Source organism: Variovorax sp. W1I1, from assembly GCF_030815625.1.
GTDB classification, from domain to species: Bacteria; Pseudomonadota; Gammaproteobacteria; order Burkholderiales; family Burkholderiaceae_C; genus Variovorax; species Variovorax paradoxus_C.
Genome location: NZ_JAUSWZ010000001.1, coordinates 5,072,993 through 5,092,815 on the forward strand (window position 1 = coordinate 5,072,993; position 19,823 = coordinate 5,092,815).

Annotated in this window: 22 protein-coding genes; 6 read left to right on the forward strand and 16 right to left on the reverse strand. The window is 65.7% G+C overall.

Features of this window, described 5'->3' with window-relative positions:
- Window positions 1-12: 12 nt before the first annotated feature.
- The 9 genes from QFZ83_RS23735 to QFZ83_RS23775 form a co-directional block, all read right to left on the reverse strand.
- A complete protein-coding gene (locus QFZ83_RS23735) occupies window positions 13-966 on the reverse strand; it encodes a tyrosine recombinase XerC (RefSeq protein ID WP_306880404.1) in 954 nt (317 codons plus the stop codon).
- Window positions 950-1,585: a YdcF family protein gene (locus QFZ83_RS23740; protein ID WP_306880405.1), complete on the reverse strand. Its 636-nt coding sequence runs from the start codon at window positions 1,583-1,585 to the stop codon at window positions 950-952. Before QFZ83_RS23740 ends, QFZ83_RS23735 begins: the two co-directional genes overlap by 17 nt.
- Window positions 1,582-2,277 carry a DUF484 family protein gene (locus QFZ83_RS23745; RefSeq protein ID WP_013539423.1) on the reverse strand — a complete coding sequence of 232 codons (696 nt, stop codon included), beginning with the start codon at window positions 2,275-2,277 and terminating at the stop codon, window positions 1,582-1,584. Before QFZ83_RS23745 ends, QFZ83_RS23740 begins: the two co-directional genes overlap by 4 nt.
- The gene (dapF, locus tag QFZ83_RS23750; RefSeq protein ID WP_307510582.1) at window positions 2,274-3,167 is read right to left on the reverse strand and encodes a diaminopimelate epimerase; all 894 of its coding nucleotides are present in this window, start codon (window positions 3,165-3,167) and stop codon (window positions 2,274-2,276) included. The genes QFZ83_RS23745 and dapF overlap by 4 nt, the downstream gene beginning before the upstream one ends.
- A 54-nt stretch (window positions 3,168-3,221) precedes the next feature.
- A complete protein-coding gene (locus QFZ83_RS23755; RefSeq protein ID WP_307510584.1) occupies window positions 3,222-4,802 on the reverse strand; it encodes an MFS transporter in 1,581 nt (526 codons plus the stop codon).
- Complete coding sequence (locus QFZ83_RS23760) at window positions 4,795-5,202, reverse strand: DoxX family protein (RefSeq protein ID WP_307510586.1); 408 nt, start codon at window positions 5,200-5,202, stop codon at window positions 4,795-4,797. Before QFZ83_RS23760 ends, QFZ83_RS23755 begins: the two co-directional genes overlap by 8 nt.
- Entirely contained in the window at window positions 5,202-7,100 is a 1,899-nt protein-coding gene (locus QFZ83_RS23765; RefSeq protein ID WP_307512803.1) for an amidohydrolase, read from the reverse strand. Before QFZ83_RS23765 ends, QFZ83_RS23760 begins: the two co-directional genes overlap by 1 nt.
- Before the next feature lie 89 nt (window positions 7,101-7,189).
- A complete protein-coding gene (locus tag QFZ83_RS23770) occupies window positions 7,190-7,480 on the reverse strand; it encodes a DUF1427 family protein (protein WP_307510588.1) in 291 nt (96 codons plus the stop codon).
- 30 nt (window positions 7,481-7,510) lie between these two features.
- Window positions 7,511-8,164 carry a hydrolase gene (locus QFZ83_RS23775; RefSeq protein ID WP_013539417.1) on the reverse strand — a complete coding sequence of 218 codons (654 nt, stop codon included), beginning with the start codon at window positions 8,162-8,164 and terminating at the stop codon, window positions 7,511-7,513.
- A 185-nt stretch (window positions 8,165-8,349) separates the two neighbouring features.
- Between QFZ83_RS23775 and QFZ83_RS23780 the strand changes: the two genes are divergently transcribed.
- Entirely contained in the window at window positions 8,350-9,264 is a 915-nt protein-coding gene (locus QFZ83_RS23780; protein WP_041943316.1) for a LysR family transcriptional regulator, read from the forward strand.
- A gap of 42 nt (window positions 9,265-9,306) precedes the next feature.
- On the opposite strand, the gene QFZ83_RS23785 is transcribed toward QFZ83_RS23780, so the two are convergent.
- The gene (locus tag QFZ83_RS23785; protein WP_307510590.1) at window positions 9,307-9,936 is read right to left on the reverse strand and encodes a 2-hydroxychromene-2-carboxylate isomerase; all 630 of its coding nucleotides are present in this window, start codon (window positions 9,934-9,936) and stop codon (window positions 9,307-9,309) included.
- 89 nt (window positions 9,937-10,025) lie between these two features.
- On the opposite strand from QFZ83_RS23785, the gene QFZ83_RS23790 reads away from it, so the two are divergent.
- On the forward strand, window positions 10,026-11,231 hold the full coding sequence (locus tag QFZ83_RS23790; RefSeq protein ID WP_307510592.1) for an MFS transporter: 1,206 nt from the start codon (window positions 10,026-10,028) through the stop codon (window positions 11,229-11,231).
- Here QFZ83_RS23790 and QFZ83_RS23795 read toward each other — a convergent pair.
- From QFZ83_RS23795 to QFZ83_RS23820, 6 genes are all read right to left on the reverse strand, one after another.
- Entirely contained in the window at window positions 11,218-11,952 is a 735-nt protein-coding gene (locus tag QFZ83_RS23795) for an anti-sigma factor domain-containing protein (RefSeq protein WP_307510594.1), read from the reverse strand. The genes QFZ83_RS23790 and QFZ83_RS23795 overlap by 14 nt on opposite strands.
- Complete coding sequence (locus QFZ83_RS23800; protein WP_307512804.1) at window positions 11,949-12,473, reverse strand: sigma-70 family RNA polymerase sigma factor; 525 nt, start codon at window positions 12,471-12,473, stop codon at window positions 11,949-11,951. The genes QFZ83_RS23795 and QFZ83_RS23800 overlap by 4 nt, the downstream gene beginning before the upstream one ends.
- 142 nt (window positions 12,474-12,615) lie before the next feature.
- Entirely contained in the window at window positions 12,616-13,185 is a 570-nt protein-coding gene (locus QFZ83_RS23805) for a DUF3455 domain-containing protein (protein WP_306880411.1), read from the reverse strand.
- 155 nt (window positions 13,186-13,340) lie between these two features.
- The gene (locus QFZ83_RS23810; protein WP_307510595.1) at window positions 13,341-13,631 is read right to left on the reverse strand and encodes a putative quinol monooxygenase; all 291 of its coding nucleotides are present in this window, start codon (window positions 13,629-13,631) and stop codon (window positions 13,341-13,343) included.
- Between the two features lie 175 nt (window positions 13,632-13,806).
- Window positions 13,807-14,808, reverse strand: a complete 1,002-nt coding sequence (locus QFZ83_RS23815) for an AraC family transcriptional regulator (protein WP_307510596.1) — start codon at window positions 14,806-14,808, stop codon at window positions 13,807-13,809.
- 189 nt (window positions 14,809-14,997) lie between these two features.
- Window positions 14,998-15,351 carry a hypothetical protein gene (locus QFZ83_RS23820; RefSeq protein WP_307510598.1) on the reverse strand — a complete coding sequence of 118 codons (354 nt, stop codon included), beginning with the start codon at window positions 15,349-15,351 and terminating at the stop codon, window positions 14,998-15,000.
- A 314-nt stretch (window positions 15,352-15,665) separates the two neighbouring features.
- On the opposite strand from QFZ83_RS23820, the gene QFZ83_RS23825 reads away from it, so the two are divergent.
- The 4 genes from QFZ83_RS23825 (at window position 15,666) to dkgB (ending at window position 19,790) form a co-directional block, all read left to right on the forward strand.
- Window positions 15,666-16,910 carry a DUF262 domain-containing protein gene (locus tag QFZ83_RS23825; protein ID WP_307510599.1) on the forward strand — a complete coding sequence of 415 codons (1,245 nt, stop codon included), beginning with the start codon at window positions 15,666-15,668 and terminating at the stop codon, window positions 16,908-16,910.
- Between the two features lie 113 nt (window positions 16,911-17,023).
- Window positions 17,024-17,539, forward strand: coding sequence for a HEPN domain-containing protein (locus QFZ83_RS23830; RefSeq protein WP_307510600.1), 516 nt, complete (start codon window positions 17,024-17,026; stop codon window positions 17,537-17,539).
- Between the two features lie 152 nt (window positions 17,540-17,691).
- A complete protein-coding gene (locus QFZ83_RS23835; protein ID WP_307510602.1) occupies window positions 17,692-18,894 on the forward strand; it encodes an MFS transporter in 1,203 nt (400 codons plus the stop codon).
- 59 nt (window positions 18,895-18,953) lie between these two features.
- Window positions 18,954-19,790 carry a 2,5-didehydrogluconate reductase DkgB gene (gene dkgB / locus QFZ83_RS23840; protein ID WP_307510603.1) on the forward strand — a complete coding sequence of 279 codons (837 nt, stop codon included), beginning with the start codon at window positions 18,954-18,956 and terminating at the stop codon, window positions 19,788-19,790.
- Window positions 19,791-19,823 lie beyond the last annotated feature (33 nt).

A 19,823-nucleotide genomic window follows, 5' to 3' on the forward strand; every position in this document is an offset into this window, starting at 1 on the left:
TTGCTTGCTTACTTATTTGTCTTTGTCGGTCCGGGCCTTCGCGCGCGGATGCGCCGCGTCATAGGCCTTTGCCAGATGCTGGAAATCCAGCCGCGTATAGATCTGCGTGGTCGCGATGTTCGCGTGCCCCAGCAGCTCCTGCACCGCGCGCAGGTCGCTGCTCGACTGCAGCACATGGCTCGCGAACGAGTGCCGCAGCATGTGCGGATGCACGGGCGCGGCAAGGCCGGCCTTCAGACTGCGTTCGCGCAGAAGCTTCCACACGGCCTGCGACGACATCCGCGCGCCCTTGCTGCTGACGAAGAGCGCGGGCACCGAACGATCGCCGCGCACGTCCAGCCACTCCTGCAGCGCCTCGGCCGCCTTGCTGCCCACCGGCACGATGCGGCGCTTGCTGCCCTTGCCGAGCACGTTGGCCTCCTTCGCGTCGAGGTCGATCCAGCCGAGCGCCGTGTTGCTCGCTTGTGCATCGAGCCCCGTGAGTTCGCTCACGCGCAGGCCGCAGCCGTAGAGTATTTCGACGATGGCCCGGTCGCGCGCTTCGATCCATGGGTCGGCGTCTTCGTCATGCAGCTCGGCCAACTGCACCGCGTCGTCCACGCCCAGCGCCTTCGGCAGCGGACGGCCGGCCTTGGGCGCATGCACGTCCTGCACCGGGTTGAAGCCGATCAGGCCTTCATGCCCGAGCCAGCGGTAGAAGCTGCGCCAGCACGACAGCACCAGCGCGATGCCGCGCGGCTCGCGACCGGCGCTGTGCAGCTTGGCCATCCAGCGCCGGATGTGGGCGGTCTGCACGCGGTCCAGCGGCAGATTGGCCTCGGCCGCGTTTTCCCTCAGCGCCTGCAGGTGGAAGGCGTAGAGCTCGACCGTGCGCGCCGCGAGCCGGCGCTCCACGCGCACATGCTCCAGGTACTTCGCGATCCAGTCCGGCGGAGCGGATGCGGTCGGCTCAGAAGAGATAGCCATGGCCGGCATTGTTGATGATGGCTGCCGGCTCGCGCAATGCGCCCTTGAACAGCATGCCCCAGCGGCGCCAGCACGAGGTGGGCGCGGCGGCGTACTGCACGTCGAAGGTCTGGTCGAACCCGCTCATGCGCACCAGCCGCTCGACGCGCCACAGGTGATAGGGCTCCGACACGATCACCACGCTGCGCACCCCGGCCGCCTGCAGCAGCGGGCGCGAGAGCGAAAGATTCAACCGCGTGGACGTGGATGCGGGCTCCAGCAGCATCGGCCCCGCAAAGCCCAGGCCTTGCGCGTGCTGCTGCATCACATCAGCCTCGATACGCCCGTCTTCCTTGTCGACACCGCCCGTGAACACCAGTTGCTTCACCTGCCCGGCCTGCGCCAGCGCGATGCCGGTATCGACGCGGCCCGTGAGACAGGGATTCGGTTTGCCGTCCAGGTACGCACGGCTCCCCAGGATCAGCGCCGCATCGGCGGGCCTTTGCGGCGGGTTGTCCAGCAGCTCGTCGGCGCGCTGCCAGATGACGGCGGCAATCGCCGCATAGGCCAGCGCCAGAACCAGCAGCGCGCCGAGCAGCGCGACCTGCCACGGCCGGCGCAGCCAGCGCGGCCGGTTCAAGGACGCAGCCGCGAGAGGCCGCCCGAGGCCAGCTCGGCGATGCGCTCGAGAAAGTCGGTGCCCATCTCGGCATTGAATCGCTGCGCGTCGGGCGACGCGAGCACCAGCAGACCGAAGGCCGGCGATTCGGCATCGGCGCGCAGCGGAATCAGCGCGATCGACATCGCAGCCTGCGGCTCCGGCAGCCAGTTGGCGGCCTCAAAGCCCGAGTTCAGGCCGCAGTACGGCGAAGTGAGCGAAGTGGCCAGCGCCTTCACGTCGTCGCTCACCCACTGGGCATAGGCTTCGTTCAGGTAGTCGCTGCTGCAGTCCCACACCTTGATCGCCGTCTGCGGCACGAGGAACAGCGACTGCAGATCGACCGCGATGCGGTACGGCAGGCTGCGCGGGTCGCGCGTGGTCAGCAGGCCGCTGGTCCAGCGCTGCAGCCGGTCGGCAATGACGACGTTCTCGGTGCCGTGGCGCACCATGTCCATCAGGCGATGCTCCAGCGCCTTAATCTTCTCGCGCAGCATCTCGGCCTGGCGCTCCTGCAGGCTCACCGCGCGGTTGCCGTGCGGGCTGGTGAGCTGCACCTGCGCCAGCAACTGGGCATGGCGCTCGAAGAAGTCGGGCGTGTTCGCCAGGTAATTGGCGATGTCGTCTTCGGTGATCGGGTTCATGGCGTCGTTGTCGTGAGTGGAATTGGTCATGGCTGTTCCGAGATTTCGGGCACGTCGGGTACGTCGATGTGGCCCTCGAACACCGTCGTGGCCGGGCCCGTCATGAGCACCGGCTGGCCCTCGCCCTGCCATTCGATCGTGAGAATGCCGCCGTGCGTCTGCACGTCGACGCGTGGGTCCAGCAATCCGAGCCGGATGCCCGCCACCACCGCCGCGCAAGCGCCCGTGCCGCAGGCCAGCGTTTCGCCGGCGCCGCGCTCGAACACCCGCAGCTTGATGTGGAAGCGATCGACCACCTGCATGAAGCCTGCATTCACCCGCTGCGGAAAGCGCGGATGGTGCTCGATCTGCGGGCCCTGCTCGGCCACCGGCGCGGTGTCGACGTTGTCGACCACCTGCACCGCGTGAGGGTTGCCCATCGAGAGCACCGCAACCGACACGATCGGGCTGCCGGCCCGGGTGCCCAGCGCGAGGTGCCACTTTTCCCACGAACCGTCAGGCTGGGCATCGAGCCCGGCGGTGTCGAAGGGCACGCGCGCGGCCTCGAAGATCGGGGCGCCCATGTCGACCGTCACGCGGCCGTCGGCGCCCATGCGCGGCTCGATCACGCCGGCCAGCGTCTGCACGCGGACCTGGGCCTTGTCGGTGAGCTTGTGTTCCTTCACGAAGCGCATGAAGCAGCGCGCGCCGTTGCCGCACTGCTCGACCTCGCCGCCGTCGGCGTTGTGGATCACGTATTGGAAGTCGATGCCTTCCGCGGGCGATGGCCGCACGGTGAGGATCTGGTCGGCGCCGACGCCGAAATGGCGGTCGGCCAAAAAGCGGTACTGCGCGGCACTGAGGCCCAGCGTGCCGCGGGTTTCGTCCAGCACGACGAAATCGTTGCCGGCGCCCTGCATCTTGGTAAAGCGGATTCGCATCGGGGGATTATCGCCACCGGCACCGCCGGTGACGACCCGGCGGCGCCAAACCCGCTACAGCGACAGGAAGTGATGCACCTCCGGCTTGTCCGGCCCGATGTGAAAACGCAGCGCCTCGGCCTGCAGGTCGGCATCGGCGTGCGACACGCGGTGGTGCTGGCGCAGGTGCTCGGCCCACGACTCCACGAGGAACCACTCCATCACCCGTTCCGCGTCGTTCGTGTGCTCGTGCACGCCCCAGGCGTAGGCGCCGTCGCGGCGGCGCTCCAGCGAGAGCTTCTTCATCGCCGCCATGAAGGCCGGCCGGTCTTCCTTGCGGATGCGGTACTCGACCTGGATCATCACGGGCCCGCGGTCGTGCGCCACGGGCTCGGCCAGGAGCGGCTCGGGCCAGTGGTTCGAGGCCTGCAGGTCGGCCTCGCCGGCGGGCAGCCGCACGCGGTGGAACACGAGCCCCATCACCACCAGCCCCACCGCGCCCGCCACCAGCGTGGCCGGCACGCCGATCTGCTGCGCGATCAGGCCCCAGCCCAGGCTGCCGGCCGCCATCGCGCCGTTGAACACCGTGAGGTACACGGCCAGCCCGCGGCCGCGCACCCAGTTCGGCAGGATCGACTGCGCCACCCCGTTGAGCGTGGTCAGCGCAATGATCCAGCCCAGGCCCAGCACCAGCAGCATCAGCACCGCGAGCCATTGCGGCGGCGCGAACACCAGGCCGCCCATCACCGCAGCGGTGAGCAGCGAAGCGAGCAGCAGCATGCCGTCGGCATCGAGCCGGGCGCGCAGCCGCGGCATCACCAGCGCGCCGCCGATGGCGCCCGCGCCCACCGCGCCGAGCAGGATGCCGTAGAAGCTCGCCGTGCCGCCGAGCATCTGGCGCGCCACCAGCGGCAGCAGCGCCCACACCGAGCTCGCGAACAGGAAGAACACCGCCGCGCGCAGCAGCACCACGTGCAGTTCCTTGCTGGCCCGCGTGTAGCGGATGCCCGCGCGGAAGGCGCCGAAGAAGTTCTCCGAGAGCCCGCTGTCCACAGCAGCCGGGCGCTTCCACCACAACAGCGCCGCGATCACGAACACATAGCTCAGCACGTCGAGCCCGTAGGTGGCCGCCGCGCCGAAGCTCGCGAGGATCAGCCCGCCCGCCGCCGGCCCGATGGAGCGCGCGATGTTGATGCCCAGCGAGTTGAGCGCCACCGCGCCCTTGAGCTCGCTGCGCGGCACCAGCTCCGGCACGATCGACTGCCAGGTCGGCCCCATCAGCGCCGCGCCGATGCCGCCCACGAAGGTCAGCGCGACCAAATATTCGACCGTGAGCGAACCGATGTGCGAGAGCACCAGCAGCGTGCCGCTCACCGCGCCCAGCATCACCTGCACGAAGATCAGAAAGCGCCGCCGGTCGAGGATGTCCGACAGCACCCCCGCCGGAATCGCCAGCAAAAAGATCGGCAGCGTCGCCGCCGTCTGGATCAGCGCCACCGCCGTCGGGCTCGCCGACAGATCGGTCACCAGCCACGAACTGGCCACATCGCGCATGAAGCTGCCGATGTTGCCCAGCACCGTGGCGGCCCACAGCACCGCGAAGACCGGCTGGCGCAGCGGCGCGAAGGCGCCGGCGGATTTTTGAGGCTCAGTCATCCTGGCGCTCCTTGAGATCGAGCCAGGCGACGAGCAGGAAGCCGCCGACCAGGCCCAGGTGTTCGAAGAAAGAGTTCGCGGCCATGAAGCGCTCGGGGCCCACCGGCATTTCCCAGAAACGCAGCGCGACGAAGGTTGCCATCAGTGTGAAGGCGCCGAGCGCGAGCGCGCCGAGCCAGCGCCAGAAGCCGATGAGGATGAGCGCCGCAGCGCCCAGCTCCAGCACGATCACCGCCACGGCCAGCGGCCCGGCCGGCGACAGGCCGAAATGGTTCATCTCGCCGATGGCGGCGTCGAAGTCCATCACCTTGTTCAGGCCGCCCTGCAGGTAGGCCGCGCACAGCAGCAGCAAGGCGATCCAGCGCACGGCGGGCGAAAGGGTCCAGTGCATCGTCTTCATCACACCGCCCAGCAGGCGCAGCCGAGCGCACCCCAGAAGCTCTTGAGGTCGGCAATGGGCAGCTTGCTGCTCCAGGCGGTTGCGTGCTGGTGGCCGTGCACATTGCAGTCGTTGGCGCAGGCGCAGGACATCGCAGCATTGCGCATGACCTTCTGCAGCGGCGCGCCTTCGGCCGTGTCGGCCCAGCCGGCATAGCCGCCGAAGGTGCGCGCGGGCGACCAGTCGGGCATGGCCGGCGGCAGCGTGCCTTCGTCGTGCGCGGCGAAGGGGCCGGCGCCGTAGACCACCTTGCCGCCCACCATGGTGAGCAGCGCGGTCGTGTCCGCGATTTCCGATTCGGCGCAGGCGAAGAAATCGCGGTCGGGCACCACCAGATCGGCGAGCTGCCCGGCCTCGATGCGGCCCTTCTTGCCCTCTTCGTTCGAGAACCAGGTGACGTTCTCGGTCCACATGCGCAGCGCGCCTTCGCGGTCCAGGCAGTTGCGCTGCGGGTACAGCTGCATGCCGCCCACCGTCTTGCCCGTGACCAGCCACGACAGCGACACCCACGGGTTGTACGAAGCCACGCGCGTTGCGTCGGTGCCGGCCGAGACCTTCATGCCGCGCTCGAGCATGCGCTTGACCGGCGGCGTGGCTTCGGCCGCGCCGGCGCCGTAGCGCTCCACGAAATACTCGCCCTGGTAGGCCATGCGGTGCTGCACCGCCACCCCGCCGCCGAGCGCGGCGATGCGGTCCATCGACTTCTCGGAAATCGTCTCGGCATGGTCGAAGAACCAGTTCAGGCCCGCGAGCGGCGTGTCCTTGTTGACCTTCTCGAACACGTCGAGCGAACGGCTAATCGTTTCGTCGTAAGTGGCGTGCATGCGCCACGGCCAGCGGTTCTGCGCCAGGATGCGCACCACGCCTTCGAGCTCGCCTTCCATCTCGGGCGCCATGTCGGGGCGCGGCTGGCGGAAGTCTTCGAAATCGGCCGCCGAGAACACCAGCATCTCGCCCGCGCCGTTGTGGCGGAAGTAGTCGTCGCCCTGCTTGTACGTCGAGTTCGCCGTCCAGTTGAGAAAGTCTTCCTTCTCGGCCTTGGGCTTCTGCGTGAAGAGGTTGTAGGCGAGGCGAATGGTGAGTTGCCCGTCGTCGTGGAGCTTGCGGATCACTTCGTAGTCGTCGGGGAAGTTCTGGTTGCCGCCGCCCGCGTCGATGGCGCCGGTCACGCCCAGGCGGTTGAGTTCGCGCATGAAGTGGCGCGTCGAATTGAGCTGGTAGTCGAAGGGCAGCTTCGGTCCCTTGGCCAGCGTGGCGTAGAGGATGGCCGCGTTCGGCTTGGCCAGCAGCAGGCCCGTGGGGTTGCCGGCGCCGTCGCGCACGATCTCGCCGCCGGGCGGCGCGGGCGTGTCCTTGGTGTAGCCCACGGCGCGCAGCGCGGCGCCGTTGAGCAGCGCGCGGTCGTACAGGTGCAGGATGAACACGGGCGTATCGGGCGCCACCGCGTTCAGCTCGGCGATGGTCGGCAGGCGCTTCTCGGCGAACTGGTGCTCGGTGAAGCCGCCCACCACGCGCACCCACTGCGGCGCGGGCGTGATCGCCACCTGGCGCTTGAGCATGCCCATCGCATCGGCCAGGCTCCGCACGCCGTCCCAGCGCAGCTCCATGTTGTAGTTGAGCCCGCCGCGAATGATGTGCAGGTGGTTGTCGATGAGCCCCGGCAGCACGCGCTTGCCCTCGAGGTCGATCACGCGGGTGTGGCTGCCGGCCAGCGGCAGCACGTCTTCGGCGCGGCCCACGCGGGTGAAGCGGCCGTCCTTGATCGCCACCGCGTCGGCCATGGGATTGGCGCGGTCCAGCGTGGTGAAGCGGCCGTTGCGCAGGATGAGGTCGGGGGTGGAGTTCAGGGTGTTGGCCATGGTCGATGCGGGTGCGAGGGAGGTTGCGGCGAGCGCGCCGAGGGCGCCAAGCGAGCCGAGGAAGTGGCGGCGTTGCGGGTCCGGGGAACTCATGCGTCGCTCCGGTCCGATGGGCGGGCGGAAGCAGTCTTCACCGCCTCGGGCTGCACGCACTTGGGCAGCTCGCCGAACACATGCGGCTTCACCTGGTGATGCAGCCACGAGGTGGCGGCCGGCCGGTCGAGCACCTGCCGCACCAGCGGTGGGAGCTGCTCGCCGAGCAGGATGCCAAGAAGCCCCACCAGGGCGATCACCGGCGGCGCCGGCGAGCGCACCTGGAAGAGCGCGTAGATCACGCCGACCAGAAGGCCGAGTGCGAGGGAAACGACATAGGGCTTCATGGCCGGCGCTCTCTTTCGTTCTTCGTCCGCTCAGCCTTCGTGCGCGCCGAACATGCTCTTGGCGTAGTTGATGCCGATGCCGTAGGCGCCGCCCACCTTCTTCGCGATGCCGGTCGTCAGCTCGTACGTGTCGCCGCGGGCCCAGTCGCGCTGCAGCTCCAGCAGGTATTGCAGCGAGGTCATCGGGCGCGCGCCGGCCTGCACCATGCGGTCCATCGCGCGGTTGTGCGCCTCGGTGGAAACGTCGCCGCAGGCATCGGCGATCACGTACACCTCGAAGCCCTGGTCGAGCGCCGAGAGCGCCGGGCCGACGATGCACACGCTGGTCCACAGGCCCGCCAGCACGATGCGTGGCTTGCCGATTTCGTTCACGCGGTCGATCACGGCGGCGTCTTCCCAGGTGTTCATCGAGGTGCGGTCGAGCATCTTCTGGCCGGGGAAGGCGTCGGTGATCTCGCTGAACATCGGGCCCGAGAAGCTCTTCTCCGCCACCGTCGTGAGGATGGTCGACACCTTGAAGCCGGCTGCCGCCTGCGCCACCAGCGCGGCGTTGTTGCGCAGGTTCACCGCGTCGATCGAGTGCGTGGCAAAGGCCATCTGCGACTGGAAGTCGATCATCACCAGCGTGTGGTCGGCGGGGGTCAGCAGCTTGGAACCGGCGGTGGGGGTGGCTTGGATGGACATGAAAAAGACTCCTGGGTGGTTGAACGGATATTCGATTGAATTCACAATTGCTTTCGGAGGGAATCTCCTTGGCATGGACTCAATCATCGGGGCCCGACCCAGCGCCATTGACGAAACTTTTCAGCGCCAATGATCGAAGTTTTCGATCATTCCTTTTTTCCCCACCCACCTGAAGGAGCCGCCGCGTGCTCAAGCTCAGCCTGGAAGCCATCGAGGTCGTCGACGCCATTGCGCGCCACGGCTCCTTTGCCGCCGCCGCCACCCACCTGAACAAGGTGCCCTCCACCATCTCGTACGCGGTCGGCAAGCTCGAGGAACAGCTCGGCATGCTGCTCTTCGAGCGCAATGGCCCGCGCGTGAGCCTCACTGCCGCCGGCGACGAAATGCTGAAGGAAGGCCGCTGGCTCCTCGGCGCCGCGAGCGACCTCGAATCGCGCATGCGCCAGATCGCCACCGGCTACGAGTCGGAGCTTCGGCTGGTGCACGACTCGCTCATTCCCACCGAGGCGCTGATCGGCGACATCCGCGCCTTCGAAGATCTGCGCTGCGGCACGCGATTGCGCGTCGGCTGCGAGGCGCTCACCGGCAGTTGGGAGGCGCTGCGCGAAGGCCGCGCCGACATCGTCATCGCCGCGGGCGAAGGCCCGGCCGGCGGCGGCTACCAGGCGGCGACCGTGGGCAGCATCGAGTTCGCGTTCTGCGTCGCGCCCACCCATCCGCTCACCCGGCTCGGGCGTCCGCTGGAGCGCGGCGATCTGCTCGACTGCAACGCCATCGTCGTGGGCGACACCGCGCGCACGCTGTCGGACCGCACCGTCGGCCTGCTCGCTGGGCAGCCGCGCATCACCGTGCCGTCGATGGCCGCGAAGGTCGCCTGCCAGGTGGCCGGCCTCGGCCACGGTTTTCTGCCGCGCGCCTGCATTGCCAACGAGCTCGAACGCGGCACGCTGGTCGAACTGCCGACCGAGGAGCCGCGCGCGCCCGAGGTGTTCTGGCTTGCGTGGAAGACCGGTGCGAAGGGGCAGGCGCTGCGCTGGTGGCGCGAACGCATGAACCGCACGCTGGTGCCGGCGCTGCTGCCGCGATCGTTCGTGCGATGAAGATTCGGGCGATGAAGGGGCGATGAAGATGCGGCCGGGCGTTCAGCCCGCCGCGCGCAGCTTGTCCAGCGCCCGATCCAGAAACGCCAACCGGTCCTGCCCCCAAAACCGCTCCCCGTTCAGGATGAACGTCGGCGCGCCGAACACGCCCGCTTCCACCGCCTCCGCACTGTTCGCGCGGTACACGGCCAGCGTCTCGGCCATCTGCTCCAGCGCCTGCAGCGAGGCGCCGTCGTAGCCGTTTTCGTTGGCGACGGCGATGCGCACATCGGCCTGCGAGGTGTCGCGCTCCTCCGCCCACAGCGCGCGCAGCAGCGCATGCGAGAGCGGCTGCGCATCGAGCCCCTTGAGCTGCGCGGCGATCACCATCCAGCCCGGGTACTTGTTCCAGTTCGGATCGGTGGGCGCGCCCTTCGGATAGTGCGCGGGCTCCAGGTTCATCGGCATGCCGAGGTAGTCGCTCCAGCGCGCGAGCTCGAGCGCGTGGTAGGTGCGGCGCGGCTCGGGGCGCGTCTTCAGCGGAATGCCGCCGGTCTGCGGCACCACCGCCTGGAAGTCGTAGGGCTTGAGCGTGAGCCGCACATGGTGGCGGCGCACGATGTCTTGAAGCTGCGGGCCGCCGAGGTAGGCCCAGGGGGAAGAGAGGCTGTAGTAGCAGTCGAGCGCGATCATGTTTGGGATTATCTTCAGCGCATGCCCGCCCACGCCCCGCCCCTCACCCTTTCGCCCTCGGGGTCGGCGCCTGCGCCGGCAGCGCGACGATGAAATTCCCCGCCTTCCTCTTCTCGCTGTTCGTCTCCCGGCTGGCCGACCAGATGCTGCTGTTCCTGGTGCCGCTCGTGGTGTTCCAGGTGACGCAGAGCGTGGCGTGGTCCGGCTACGCCTTCGCGGCCGAGACCTTTCCGCGCTTTCTGTCTTTTCCCATCTGCGGCGCGCTGTGCGACCGCGTTTCGCCGCTCAAGCTCCTGCGCGCGAGCCAGATCTTTCGCGCGCTGGTGTGCCTGCTCGGCGTGCTGGGCAGCGAGGCGCTGGGCGGCATCGGCTGGCTCGTGGGCCTCTCGGCCGTGTGCGGCGTGCTCACCACGCAGGGCGTGATGGCGCGCGAAGTGATGCTGCCGCAGATGACCGCCAACGGCCACCGCTTCGACCGCGTGCTGGCCCACGCGCAAACCGCCGAGCAGACCGGCATGGTGCTCGGCCCGCTGGTGGCGGCCGCGCTCTTTGCGCTCTGGCCGTGGCAGGCGGTGGTCGGCGCGGCGGCGGCGCTGTTCCTGCTGGCCGATGCCGCCACCGCGTACTGGCGGCACGGCAACCCGGTGCAACTGAGCGAACCGCACGCCGAGCCCGGGCACTTTCTGCGCCCCATCCAGACCGCCCTCTTGCACGTGCTGCGCCTGCCCGGCCTGATGCGGCTCACCGTGGTGACCGCGGGCGTCAACCTCGTCATCGGCGTCACGCTCGCCTCTTCGGCGGCGCTGGTCACCGGGCTCTACCAGCGCTCGGCCAACTACTACGCGGGCCTGCAGATGCTGGGGGCCGTCGCCACCGTGGTCGTGCTGCTGGCCATTGCGCGCGGCGCGTTCGCGCTGCGCAAGATGGGCGTGGTGTCGTTCCTGTTGATCTTCGGCGGCGGCGTGCTCACCGCCATCAGCCCCAGCCATTGGGGCTACGCGCTGGGCTTTCTGCTGGTGACCGGGTTCGACAAGATGTTCAGCATCTACATCCGCGTGCACCGGCAGAAGATCATTCCCGCCAAGGACTACGGCAAGACCACCGGCGTGATCGTGCTGCTCAACAACCTGAGCCAGCCGGTGGCGGGCTTGCTGGTCGGTGCGCTGGCCGGTACGGCGCAGACGGGTTGGGTGATCCTCGCGCTGTGCTTGCTGATGGCCGCCCTCGGCGTCGCCGCCGCGATCAGCCACCGGGCATCGGCTGCAGCAGCCGATGCCTCCGCTACATCACCTTGACCGCGCGCCCGATGAACTGAATCGGCCCCGTCGGCCGGTCGAGCGGCGAACCGTTCTCGGGCTCCAGCGTCAGCTCGAACAGCTGATTCGGCTCCAGCGGCGGCAGCTTGTCGATGGGAATGCGCAGCGTCTGGCCCTGCTGCTTGACGAGGCCCAGCGACACCGGCCCGCGCCACTGATCGGCCTTGGTCCAGAACTGCAGCGTTTTCTGCGGCGGCACCTCGAACGTGCCCAGCGGCACGAGGTTGAGCTGACGCGACGAGTTCGCCTGGATCACCCAGCCCGGCGACTTGTTCTCGGGTGCGACCAGCACCACCATGTACTGCGTGGCCGGCGGCGCCCCGACGCGCGTGACCACCACCGCCAGCAGCAGCGCCGCCGTGGCGAAGCCGCCCGCGGCCAGACCGCGCCAGAGCTTGAGGTTGTTCCACCAACCAACGACACCGGCGGCCTGCGCCTTCGACGCCCTCCCCAACCCATCGACGCTGCGCTCGATGCGCGCCCACAGCGAAGGCGACGGCTCTGCCGGCTCCGCCAGCGCCGTGAGCGGCTGCAGCCGCGCCTCCCACGCGCGCACGGCTTCACGTAGCGCCGGCTCGCTCCGCATGCGCACCTCGACCGCCGCGCACCCGGTGGCCGAGAGCGTGCCCAGCACGTACGCGCCCGCCAGCCCGTCGATGTCGTTGATGTCTTTGTCTGTGATGTCGTCAGCGCTGCTCATCCCATGCACTCCCGCAGCGCGCGCATGCCGCGCTGGATCCAGGCCTTCACCGTGCCCAGCGGCGTCTGCAGCCGCTCGGCGATTTCGCCATGCGAGCAGCCTTCGACGTACGCGTAGAGGATGCAATCGCGCCGCGCCGGCTCCAGCCCCGAGAGGCAGCCGTGCAGCCGGCCCAGGTCGGCGCGCAGCTCGAACGGATCGCCCGCTGCCGCATACGCCGCGAGCGAGGCGCTGTCATCGACCGCAACGGCCGCGTCTTCATCCAGGCTCACCTGCCGCGCGCCGCTGCGCACCATGTTCAGCGCCGCGTGGCGCACCACGCTGTAGACCCAGCCCCGGCCTTCGCCGAGCGCGGGGTTGAAGCTCTCGGCGCGCTGCCAGATGCTGATGAAGGCATCGTGCAGCACGTCTTCGGCCTGCTGGCGCTGACGCACGATGCGCAGCGCCACGCCCATGAGGTAGCGGCTCTCTCGCTGGTAGAGCTGCTGCAACGCCGTACGGTCGCCGCGGGCGCAGGCCATGAGCGCGGCGTCGTAGTCGAAGGGGGCGGCGGTGGATGTGGGGGGCGACAAGAAGAAGGTCTGCGGCGGGTGGCGGGCGGCCCATCGTAGTGGAGCCCGCCCGCGCCGCCGCGGATTCACCCCCGAAACATCGGGGCGCCTGTCAGGACGCCTTGTAGAAGATGTAGTCGGCCTGGTACTTCACGACCTGCTTCTGGCCCTTGGTGGCGGGCGTGCAGGGCATGGCGGCCGGTGCCACGCCGCCTTGCAGGGCCACGCGCTGGATGTAGGTGACGCCGGTCATCGCGCCCGAGCCCACGGCCGGGTTGGCCTTCACGAGCTGGAACGGCAGGCTGGTCGGGCCCGACGGTGCGACCGCCAGTTGCGTGGCGGTGAGCTTGGAGCCGTCCATCGACTCCCAGGTGGCCGGCGGGCCGTAGTACTTGCCGACCTGCTTGCCGCTGCGGTCGTTCAGCTTCGCGTCGGGGCCGACGAACACCCACTCGGTCGCGCCGGGCGTGTTGGCCTTGTCGCGGCATTCGTACGTGATGTCGCCCACGCCGACGGTTTCCATGGCGACCTTGTTGCCGGCGGGCACCTGGATGGTGGGCGGCAGGCTGGACTGGTTGAACGTGGGGGCCATCGACATCGAGCCGCAGGCGGTGAGCACGGCGGCAGCGGCGGAGATGGCGCCGAGAACGGCGATCGAGCGGGAGGTGGTGTGCATGGACATGGAATTGCTCCTGGGTTGTAGAAGGTCAGCAGCTCCTCGCTGCTGACAGGTACTACCCGCCGGATGCACGTTTGGATGCAGGGGATGCGAAATATTTTTCGGCCGCGGACGCCACGGACTTTCTGCGACAGGGGCCGCGGCCCCTGCTCACACCCTCAAAGCTCGTTGCAATAACAACTGACAGGCGGGCAAGCCAACTCCTTCGCCAGCGAATCCCACGCCCCCGACGCCACCGCACCCGCGATGTGCGCCTGATGCTGCCCCTTCGACGCCCACGATTCGACCAGCGTGAAAACGCAGTCGTTGTCGCTGCGACTAAACAGCTGCACGCCCCGGCATCCGTCCGCCGATGGCAGCGACTGCTTGACCTGGTTCATGAGTTCCGCGAACGCGGAGGCGCGCTCGGGCTTGGCTTCGAAAGTGATGATGACGTTGATCGGGTCCATGGCAATTTCTTCTTCGCGTTGGCTTGATTGACTGAATGAAAAGAGTGAGCAGGCAGGTTAGCCAGCCCCCTCCCCCGCGCCAAGACACGAAGCTGCGAACAAATTGACCATGGCTGCGAAGACGAAGGCAGGCGGGCAAGCAGCCACGCCGGCACTACTCCGGCATCACATCACCTCACCCCGCCTGCATGCGCCGCACGTACTCCGCAGGCGTCGCCTCGAACCGCCTGCGGAACGCGCGGTTGAAATGCGCCGCGCTCTCGAACCCCACCTGGGCGGCCGCATCGCCGGCGCGCAGCCCGGTGGTCAGCATCAGCGAGCGCGCCTCTTCCAGGCGCAGGTCGCGAATGCAGCGCATCGGCGTGACGCCGGCCACCTCGCGAAAGCTGTGCGCGAAGTGCGAGGGGCTCATGTGGACGTGGCTCGCGATTTCGGCCACCGACAGCGGCCGGCCCAGATGGCGGCGCATGAAGCCGATGGCCGTCTGTATGCGGGCGCCGGCCTTGGTGACCGCGCTCGCGCTGCGGATCGCGGCGGCGGCCTCGGAGCGCAGCAGCCGCAGCACGATTTCTTCGACGGCCAGCGGCGCGAGCGTGCGGCGGTCCACCGGGTCATCGGCCGCCAGCAGCAGGCGGGCGAAGGCCTCGACCACCTCCGGCCCCACCGGCGCCGTGAAGTGCTCGCGCACGCGGGCGGGCTCGGCCGGCGGCGCATCACCACGACCAGCAACACCGCCACCACCACCGCCTTCGGCCAGTGCGAGGACCGACTTGACCAGCACGTCCGGCGGCAGGTCCAGATGAATCGCCAGGTACGGCGCCGCGGCGCTCGCTCCGACGACCGTGCCGAGACACGCGACCTCGGCCCCGAGCACCAGGCACTGCGTGGCGCCGTAGGCCAGCGAACGGTCGCCGCCGAGATGCGCGGTCTTCCGGCCCTGCAAGACCACCACCACGCCCGGCGTGAGGCGCTGGGTTTTCTCGTAGCGGATCGGGTGCGAGAAGCGGTAGCAGCGCAGGCCCGGGTACAGCGCGTCGGTGCGGCCGTCCACCGGGGTTCGCGCTGCGACCATGTCGCGCAGGCGGGTCCAGGCGGCGGGGAGGACGGCGGGGTCGTCGGGGTTAGGGGTGTTGTTGCTGCCGTTGTTGTTGTCGTCGGCGATGGGCGCGGCTGGCATCGGCTTTGTCGGGGGAAGAAAGAGAGGAAGAAGAAAGCGAACGGGACGCGCAGGGTAGCCGGTCGGCGCGCGCCCGCTGGCGGGGCGCGCTACCTACTCAATCACTTAATTACTTGATTGGTTGTTTGCTTGTTTGTTGCGAAGGGCCGGCCGTGAGAAAGCGTTGACGCCTCTCCGGCGGCCCGGCCGTCACGTCGCCAAGGGCAGATTGCTATTGCTGCTGTTGCTGCCCTGCAGCGCCATCAGCGCCCGGCGCATGTCGCCAGCGGCTGCGTTGACGGCGTCGATGCGCGCCACGAGCGCTTCGTTGAGCAGGCCGAGCAAGGCGCTCAGTTCGCTGCGGGTGGGGGCGAGCACTTCGCTGTCGTTCGGGGCGCCGGTTTCGATGAGCTTTTCGAACGCGGTGTAGGCGCGAAGGATTTCGTTGAGGTTTTCGGCGTCGTCGCAGGTTTGGATTGCGAGGGTGTCGATATCCGGAAATGCGGGATTGAAGGAAACAGAAGAATTGCGAGATTGCGCGCTGGCGCGATCGGATTCAGCCATTAGATGGACTCCTAGTTACGCAGAGGCTTCATCAGGCTTCCAAACCCGGCCGCTCCATCTGGAGCGACGCGCCGCAGTATATCTATAAAAGTGTTGTGCGCAATACGCTTCATTTCCATGCGACAAAGAAAAGCAATCAACTCATGGTTCTCAATCTTGATTCCCATCCAGCTGAAGGATTTATCCTCATTAAAAAATCATCCGGGAGCACGCTTGAGTGTGAAAGTCTCTGCTAGCTTTTTTCTTCAGATGTCTGAGATACTGTCACCGCTCGCTTGAGCGCGATGACCGAGCACTCTTCTAAAGGACACACAATGGCTACGCGAATCCAGGAACTTGAATTCGAAGATGAAGCGGAAGAGCAGGATGTTGCAGAGCAACTAGACCCTCAAATTGTTGCCGCCGTAGTCACAGGAACGGACTGGACAACTGAAACTGTTGTGTCTCAGTTAAAGCGAAAAAATATCCAGCTAAATCCTGGATTTCAACGTCGCGATGCATGGGGGCTGGATCGCAAAAGTCGATTTATTGAATCTCTTATTGTCGGCCTACCAATCCCCCAAATTGTCTTAGCAGAGGTCAAAGGCGAGCGAGGAAAATTTATTGTCCTCGACGGAAAGCAACGTCTTCTTTCAATCTTACAATTTTGGGGACTTGGTGAAGGTGAAAACAATTCATACCCACTTTCTTCTCTGACATTGCGCGATGATCTGAAAAAAAAGACTTTTGAAGATCTTGAGACAGACAGTGATCTTGAAAATGATTACACCGCCCTCTGCAATCAGCCAATTCGCACGGTGGTAATTAGAAATTGGAAGGATACCGATTTTCTTCACACCATTTTTCTAAGACTGAATACTGGAAGTGTGAAATTGTCACCTCAAGAACTGAGGCAAGCATTGCTACCCGGAGAATTTTCCGAGTTCATTGACAAGGCGGCCGGCAGCTCGACTGGGCTTCAAAAGATCCTTGCAATCGAAGGCCCCGACCCCCGAATGCGCGACATCGAGATCATGGCTCGTTTTCTAGCATTTAGATTCTTTGCACCCACATACCCTGGGCGCATGAAAAAGTTTCTGGATGGCGCTTTTAGTGAATTTAATAAAACATGGAAAACCTCGGAAAACAAAATTGCCTCTGCAATTAGCGAATTTGAGTCCGGAGTTCTAGATTTGTATAGAATTTTTGGGGATGACATCGCCAGAAAACCCGCATCACGTCAATTCAATAGAGCAATTTTTGATGCGTTGATTTATTTTTCTTCGCAGCCCGCCGTGGTTGCGGCGCTGAAGGCAAAAGGCGCTCAAGTAAAAAAATCCTACGCGGATCTATTTACCCCTAATTCTGGCTTCGCAAAGGCCGTCGAAAGTGACACCGCAGGAGCACCTAACACTGCTGCACGCCTCCAATTATGGGCAGCCGAGCTTTCGAAGATTACCGGAAAAAACATTAAGGCCCCCATAATTCCCAATTCTTCGAACCCGATAGCGATCAAGAAAATAGCGACAAAGAAAATCGCAGGCAAAAAAGTTGCCGCAAAGAAAATCACTAGGCGCTAACAGTGGCTCCATCAGTTTTCCTTCAACGCGCTCGGAAGGATGTAGGAGCCCTTCGTACATACTTTCTTCCACCCACTTTCGAGCCAACTGGACTGTATAGCGAGCCCCTTAAGGTGCAAGCACATACTCGGGCATTTCTTGTGCTTGCTCATGCAGAAATTGAAACCTATTTAGAGTTGTGGGCAAAAGAATTAGCGCGAGCGGCAGAAAGAGCTTGGACAAATTCGCAAAGAATATCAAAGCCTCTTGCGTTTCTATTAATTACCACCGGCGCAAAAATACCGGCAATTTCGCTAATCCCAAAAGACACCCCGCAGCGCCTGCTGGACGAGTGCTCGGCTCTCTTTCAGCGCTACTATAAGCAGATCAAAGACAATCACGGTGTAAAAGAAGCCAATGTTCTTTCGCTATTTGGACCACTGGGTGCGCCTGCCAGTGCATTTGGCACGACACTGCTCCCGTTTCTAGAAAGCTTTGGAGAAGATCGCGGAAACCATGCTCATCACGCGGCACGCGCGGTGGTAAATACTTTGGACCCTGAAACAGAGTACAACAGGGTATTAAATCTTTTATTAGAGCTTGAACTCCTTGACGAATGGCTTAAAAAATGTCGTCGCGGCATTCGTTAAATCGCAATTGAGTTCTTTGTTTTAAACCCTCATCCGAGATCAGTGGCTGTCTGTTTATTTTTGACTTGACAGCAACTATCTTCTGCCTAAACCCCCATTTATCCGCAAAGGTATCCCCAAGACACTCCTCCTAACCCATCCAGGAGTGCCTCATGCCAATTGCCCTACTCGCGCTGACCCTCAGCGCCTTCGCCATCGGGACGACCGAGTTCGTCATCGTTGGCCTCATCCCCACGGTCGCTGCTGACCTTGCCATCAGCCTGCCCTCGGCCGGCTTGCTGGTCAGCCTCTACGCGCTGGGCGTCGCCATCGGCGCGCCGGTGCTCACCGCCCTCACGGGCAAGCTGCCGCGCAAGGCGCTGCTGCTCGGGCTGATGGCGCTGTTCACGCTCGGCAATCTGCTGGCGTGGCAGGCACCCAGCTACGAATCGCTGGTGGCCGCGCGCATCCTCACGGGCCTCGCGCACGGGGTGTTCTTCTCGATCGGCTCGACCATCGCCACGGGCCTCGTGCCCAAGGAAAAGGCGGCGAGCGCCATCGCGATCATGTTCACCGGGCTCACGGTGGCGCTGGTGACGGGCGTGCCGCTGGGCACGTTCATCGGGCAGCACTTCGGCTGGCGCGAGACCTTCCTGGCCGTGTCCGCGCTGGGCGTGGTCGCCTTCATCGGCAGCTGGATCTTTGTGCCCAACAACATCCGCCACACGGCGCCGGCCTCGCTGGCGCAGCAGGCAAAAGTGCTGGCCGAGCCGCGATTGCTGCTGGTGTATGCCAAGACGGCCATCGGCTACGGCGGCTCGTTCATTCCGTTCACGTTTCTCGCGCCGATCCTCACCGACGTGTCGGGCTTCAGCGCCGGCGCGGTGGGCTGGGTGATGCTGGTCTACGGCATCTCGGTGGCGGTGGGCAACATCTGGGGCGGCAAGCTGGCCGACCGCCTGGGGCCGATTCCGGCGCTGAAGATCATCTTCGCGCTGCTGGCCGCCGTGCTGCTGGTCTTCAACTTCGCGGCGCCGCACAAGTGGCTGGCGCTGGTGGCGGTGCTGATGTGGGGCGCGGTGGCGTTCGGCAACGTGCCGGGGCTGCAGGTGTATGTGGTCAAGCAAGCCGAGCGCTTCACGCCGCAGGCGGTGGACGTTGCCTCGGGCCTGAACATCGCGGCCTTCAACCTGGGCATTGCGCTCGCAGCCTGGGCCGGCGGCCTGATCGTGACGCACCTCGGGTTGATGCACACGCCATGGATCGGCGCGCTGGTGGTGCTGGTGTCGCTGGCCCTCACGCAGTGGAGCGGCGCGCTGGACCGCCGTGCCGGGATTCCGGTGCGCGCTTCGGGGCCGGTGCCAGTCGGGCACTGATCGATCTGGTTTCTTTTCTTCTTCTTCCTCTTCTCTTTATCAACGTACAGGACAACACCATGACAACGACGAACAACAACGCCAACACCATTCCCGCCTTCGGCCTCGGCACCTTCCGCCTCAAGGGCCAGGTGGTCATCGACTCGGTGAAGAACGGCCTGGACGTGGGCTACCGCGCCATCGACACCGCGCAGATCTACGGCAACGAAGCCGAGGTGGGCCAGGCGATTGCCGAAAGCGGCGTGGCGCGTGATGACCTCTTCATCACCACCAAGATCTGGACCGACAACTACGCCAAGGCCAAGCTGGTGCCGAGCCTGAAAGACAGCCTCGCCAAGCTGCGCACCGATCACGTCGACCTGACGCTGATCCACTGGCCCTCGCCCGGCAACGCGGTTTCTGTCGCCGAGTTCATGGGCGCGCTGGCCGAGGCGAAGGCAGCGGGGCTCACGAAGCGCATCGGCGTGTCGAACTTCAACGTCGCGCTCATGAAGGAAGCGATTGCGGCCGTGGGCGCGGAGAACATCGCCACCAACCAGATCGAGCTGCACCCGTACCTGCAGAACCGCAAGGTGGCCGAATTCGCCAAAAGCCAAGGAAGCCAGGGCATCCACATCACCTCGTACATGACGCTGGCGTACGGCAAGGTGATTGCCGACCCGGTGATCGAGGCGATTGCCAAGGCGCACAACGCGACGACCGCGCAGGTCACGCTGGCTTGGGCGATGCAGTTGGGCTACGCGGTGATTCCGTCGTCCACGAAGCGCGCGAACCTCGAAGGGAACCTGAAGGCGCAGCAGTTGAAGCTGACGGATGCGGAGATGGCGCAGATGGCGGCGCTGGACCGTGGCGAGCGGCTGACCGATCCGGCTGGGCTGTCGCCGGCTTGGGACTGATCGCACCCCATAAATGAAGTAGTTGGTTTGCAA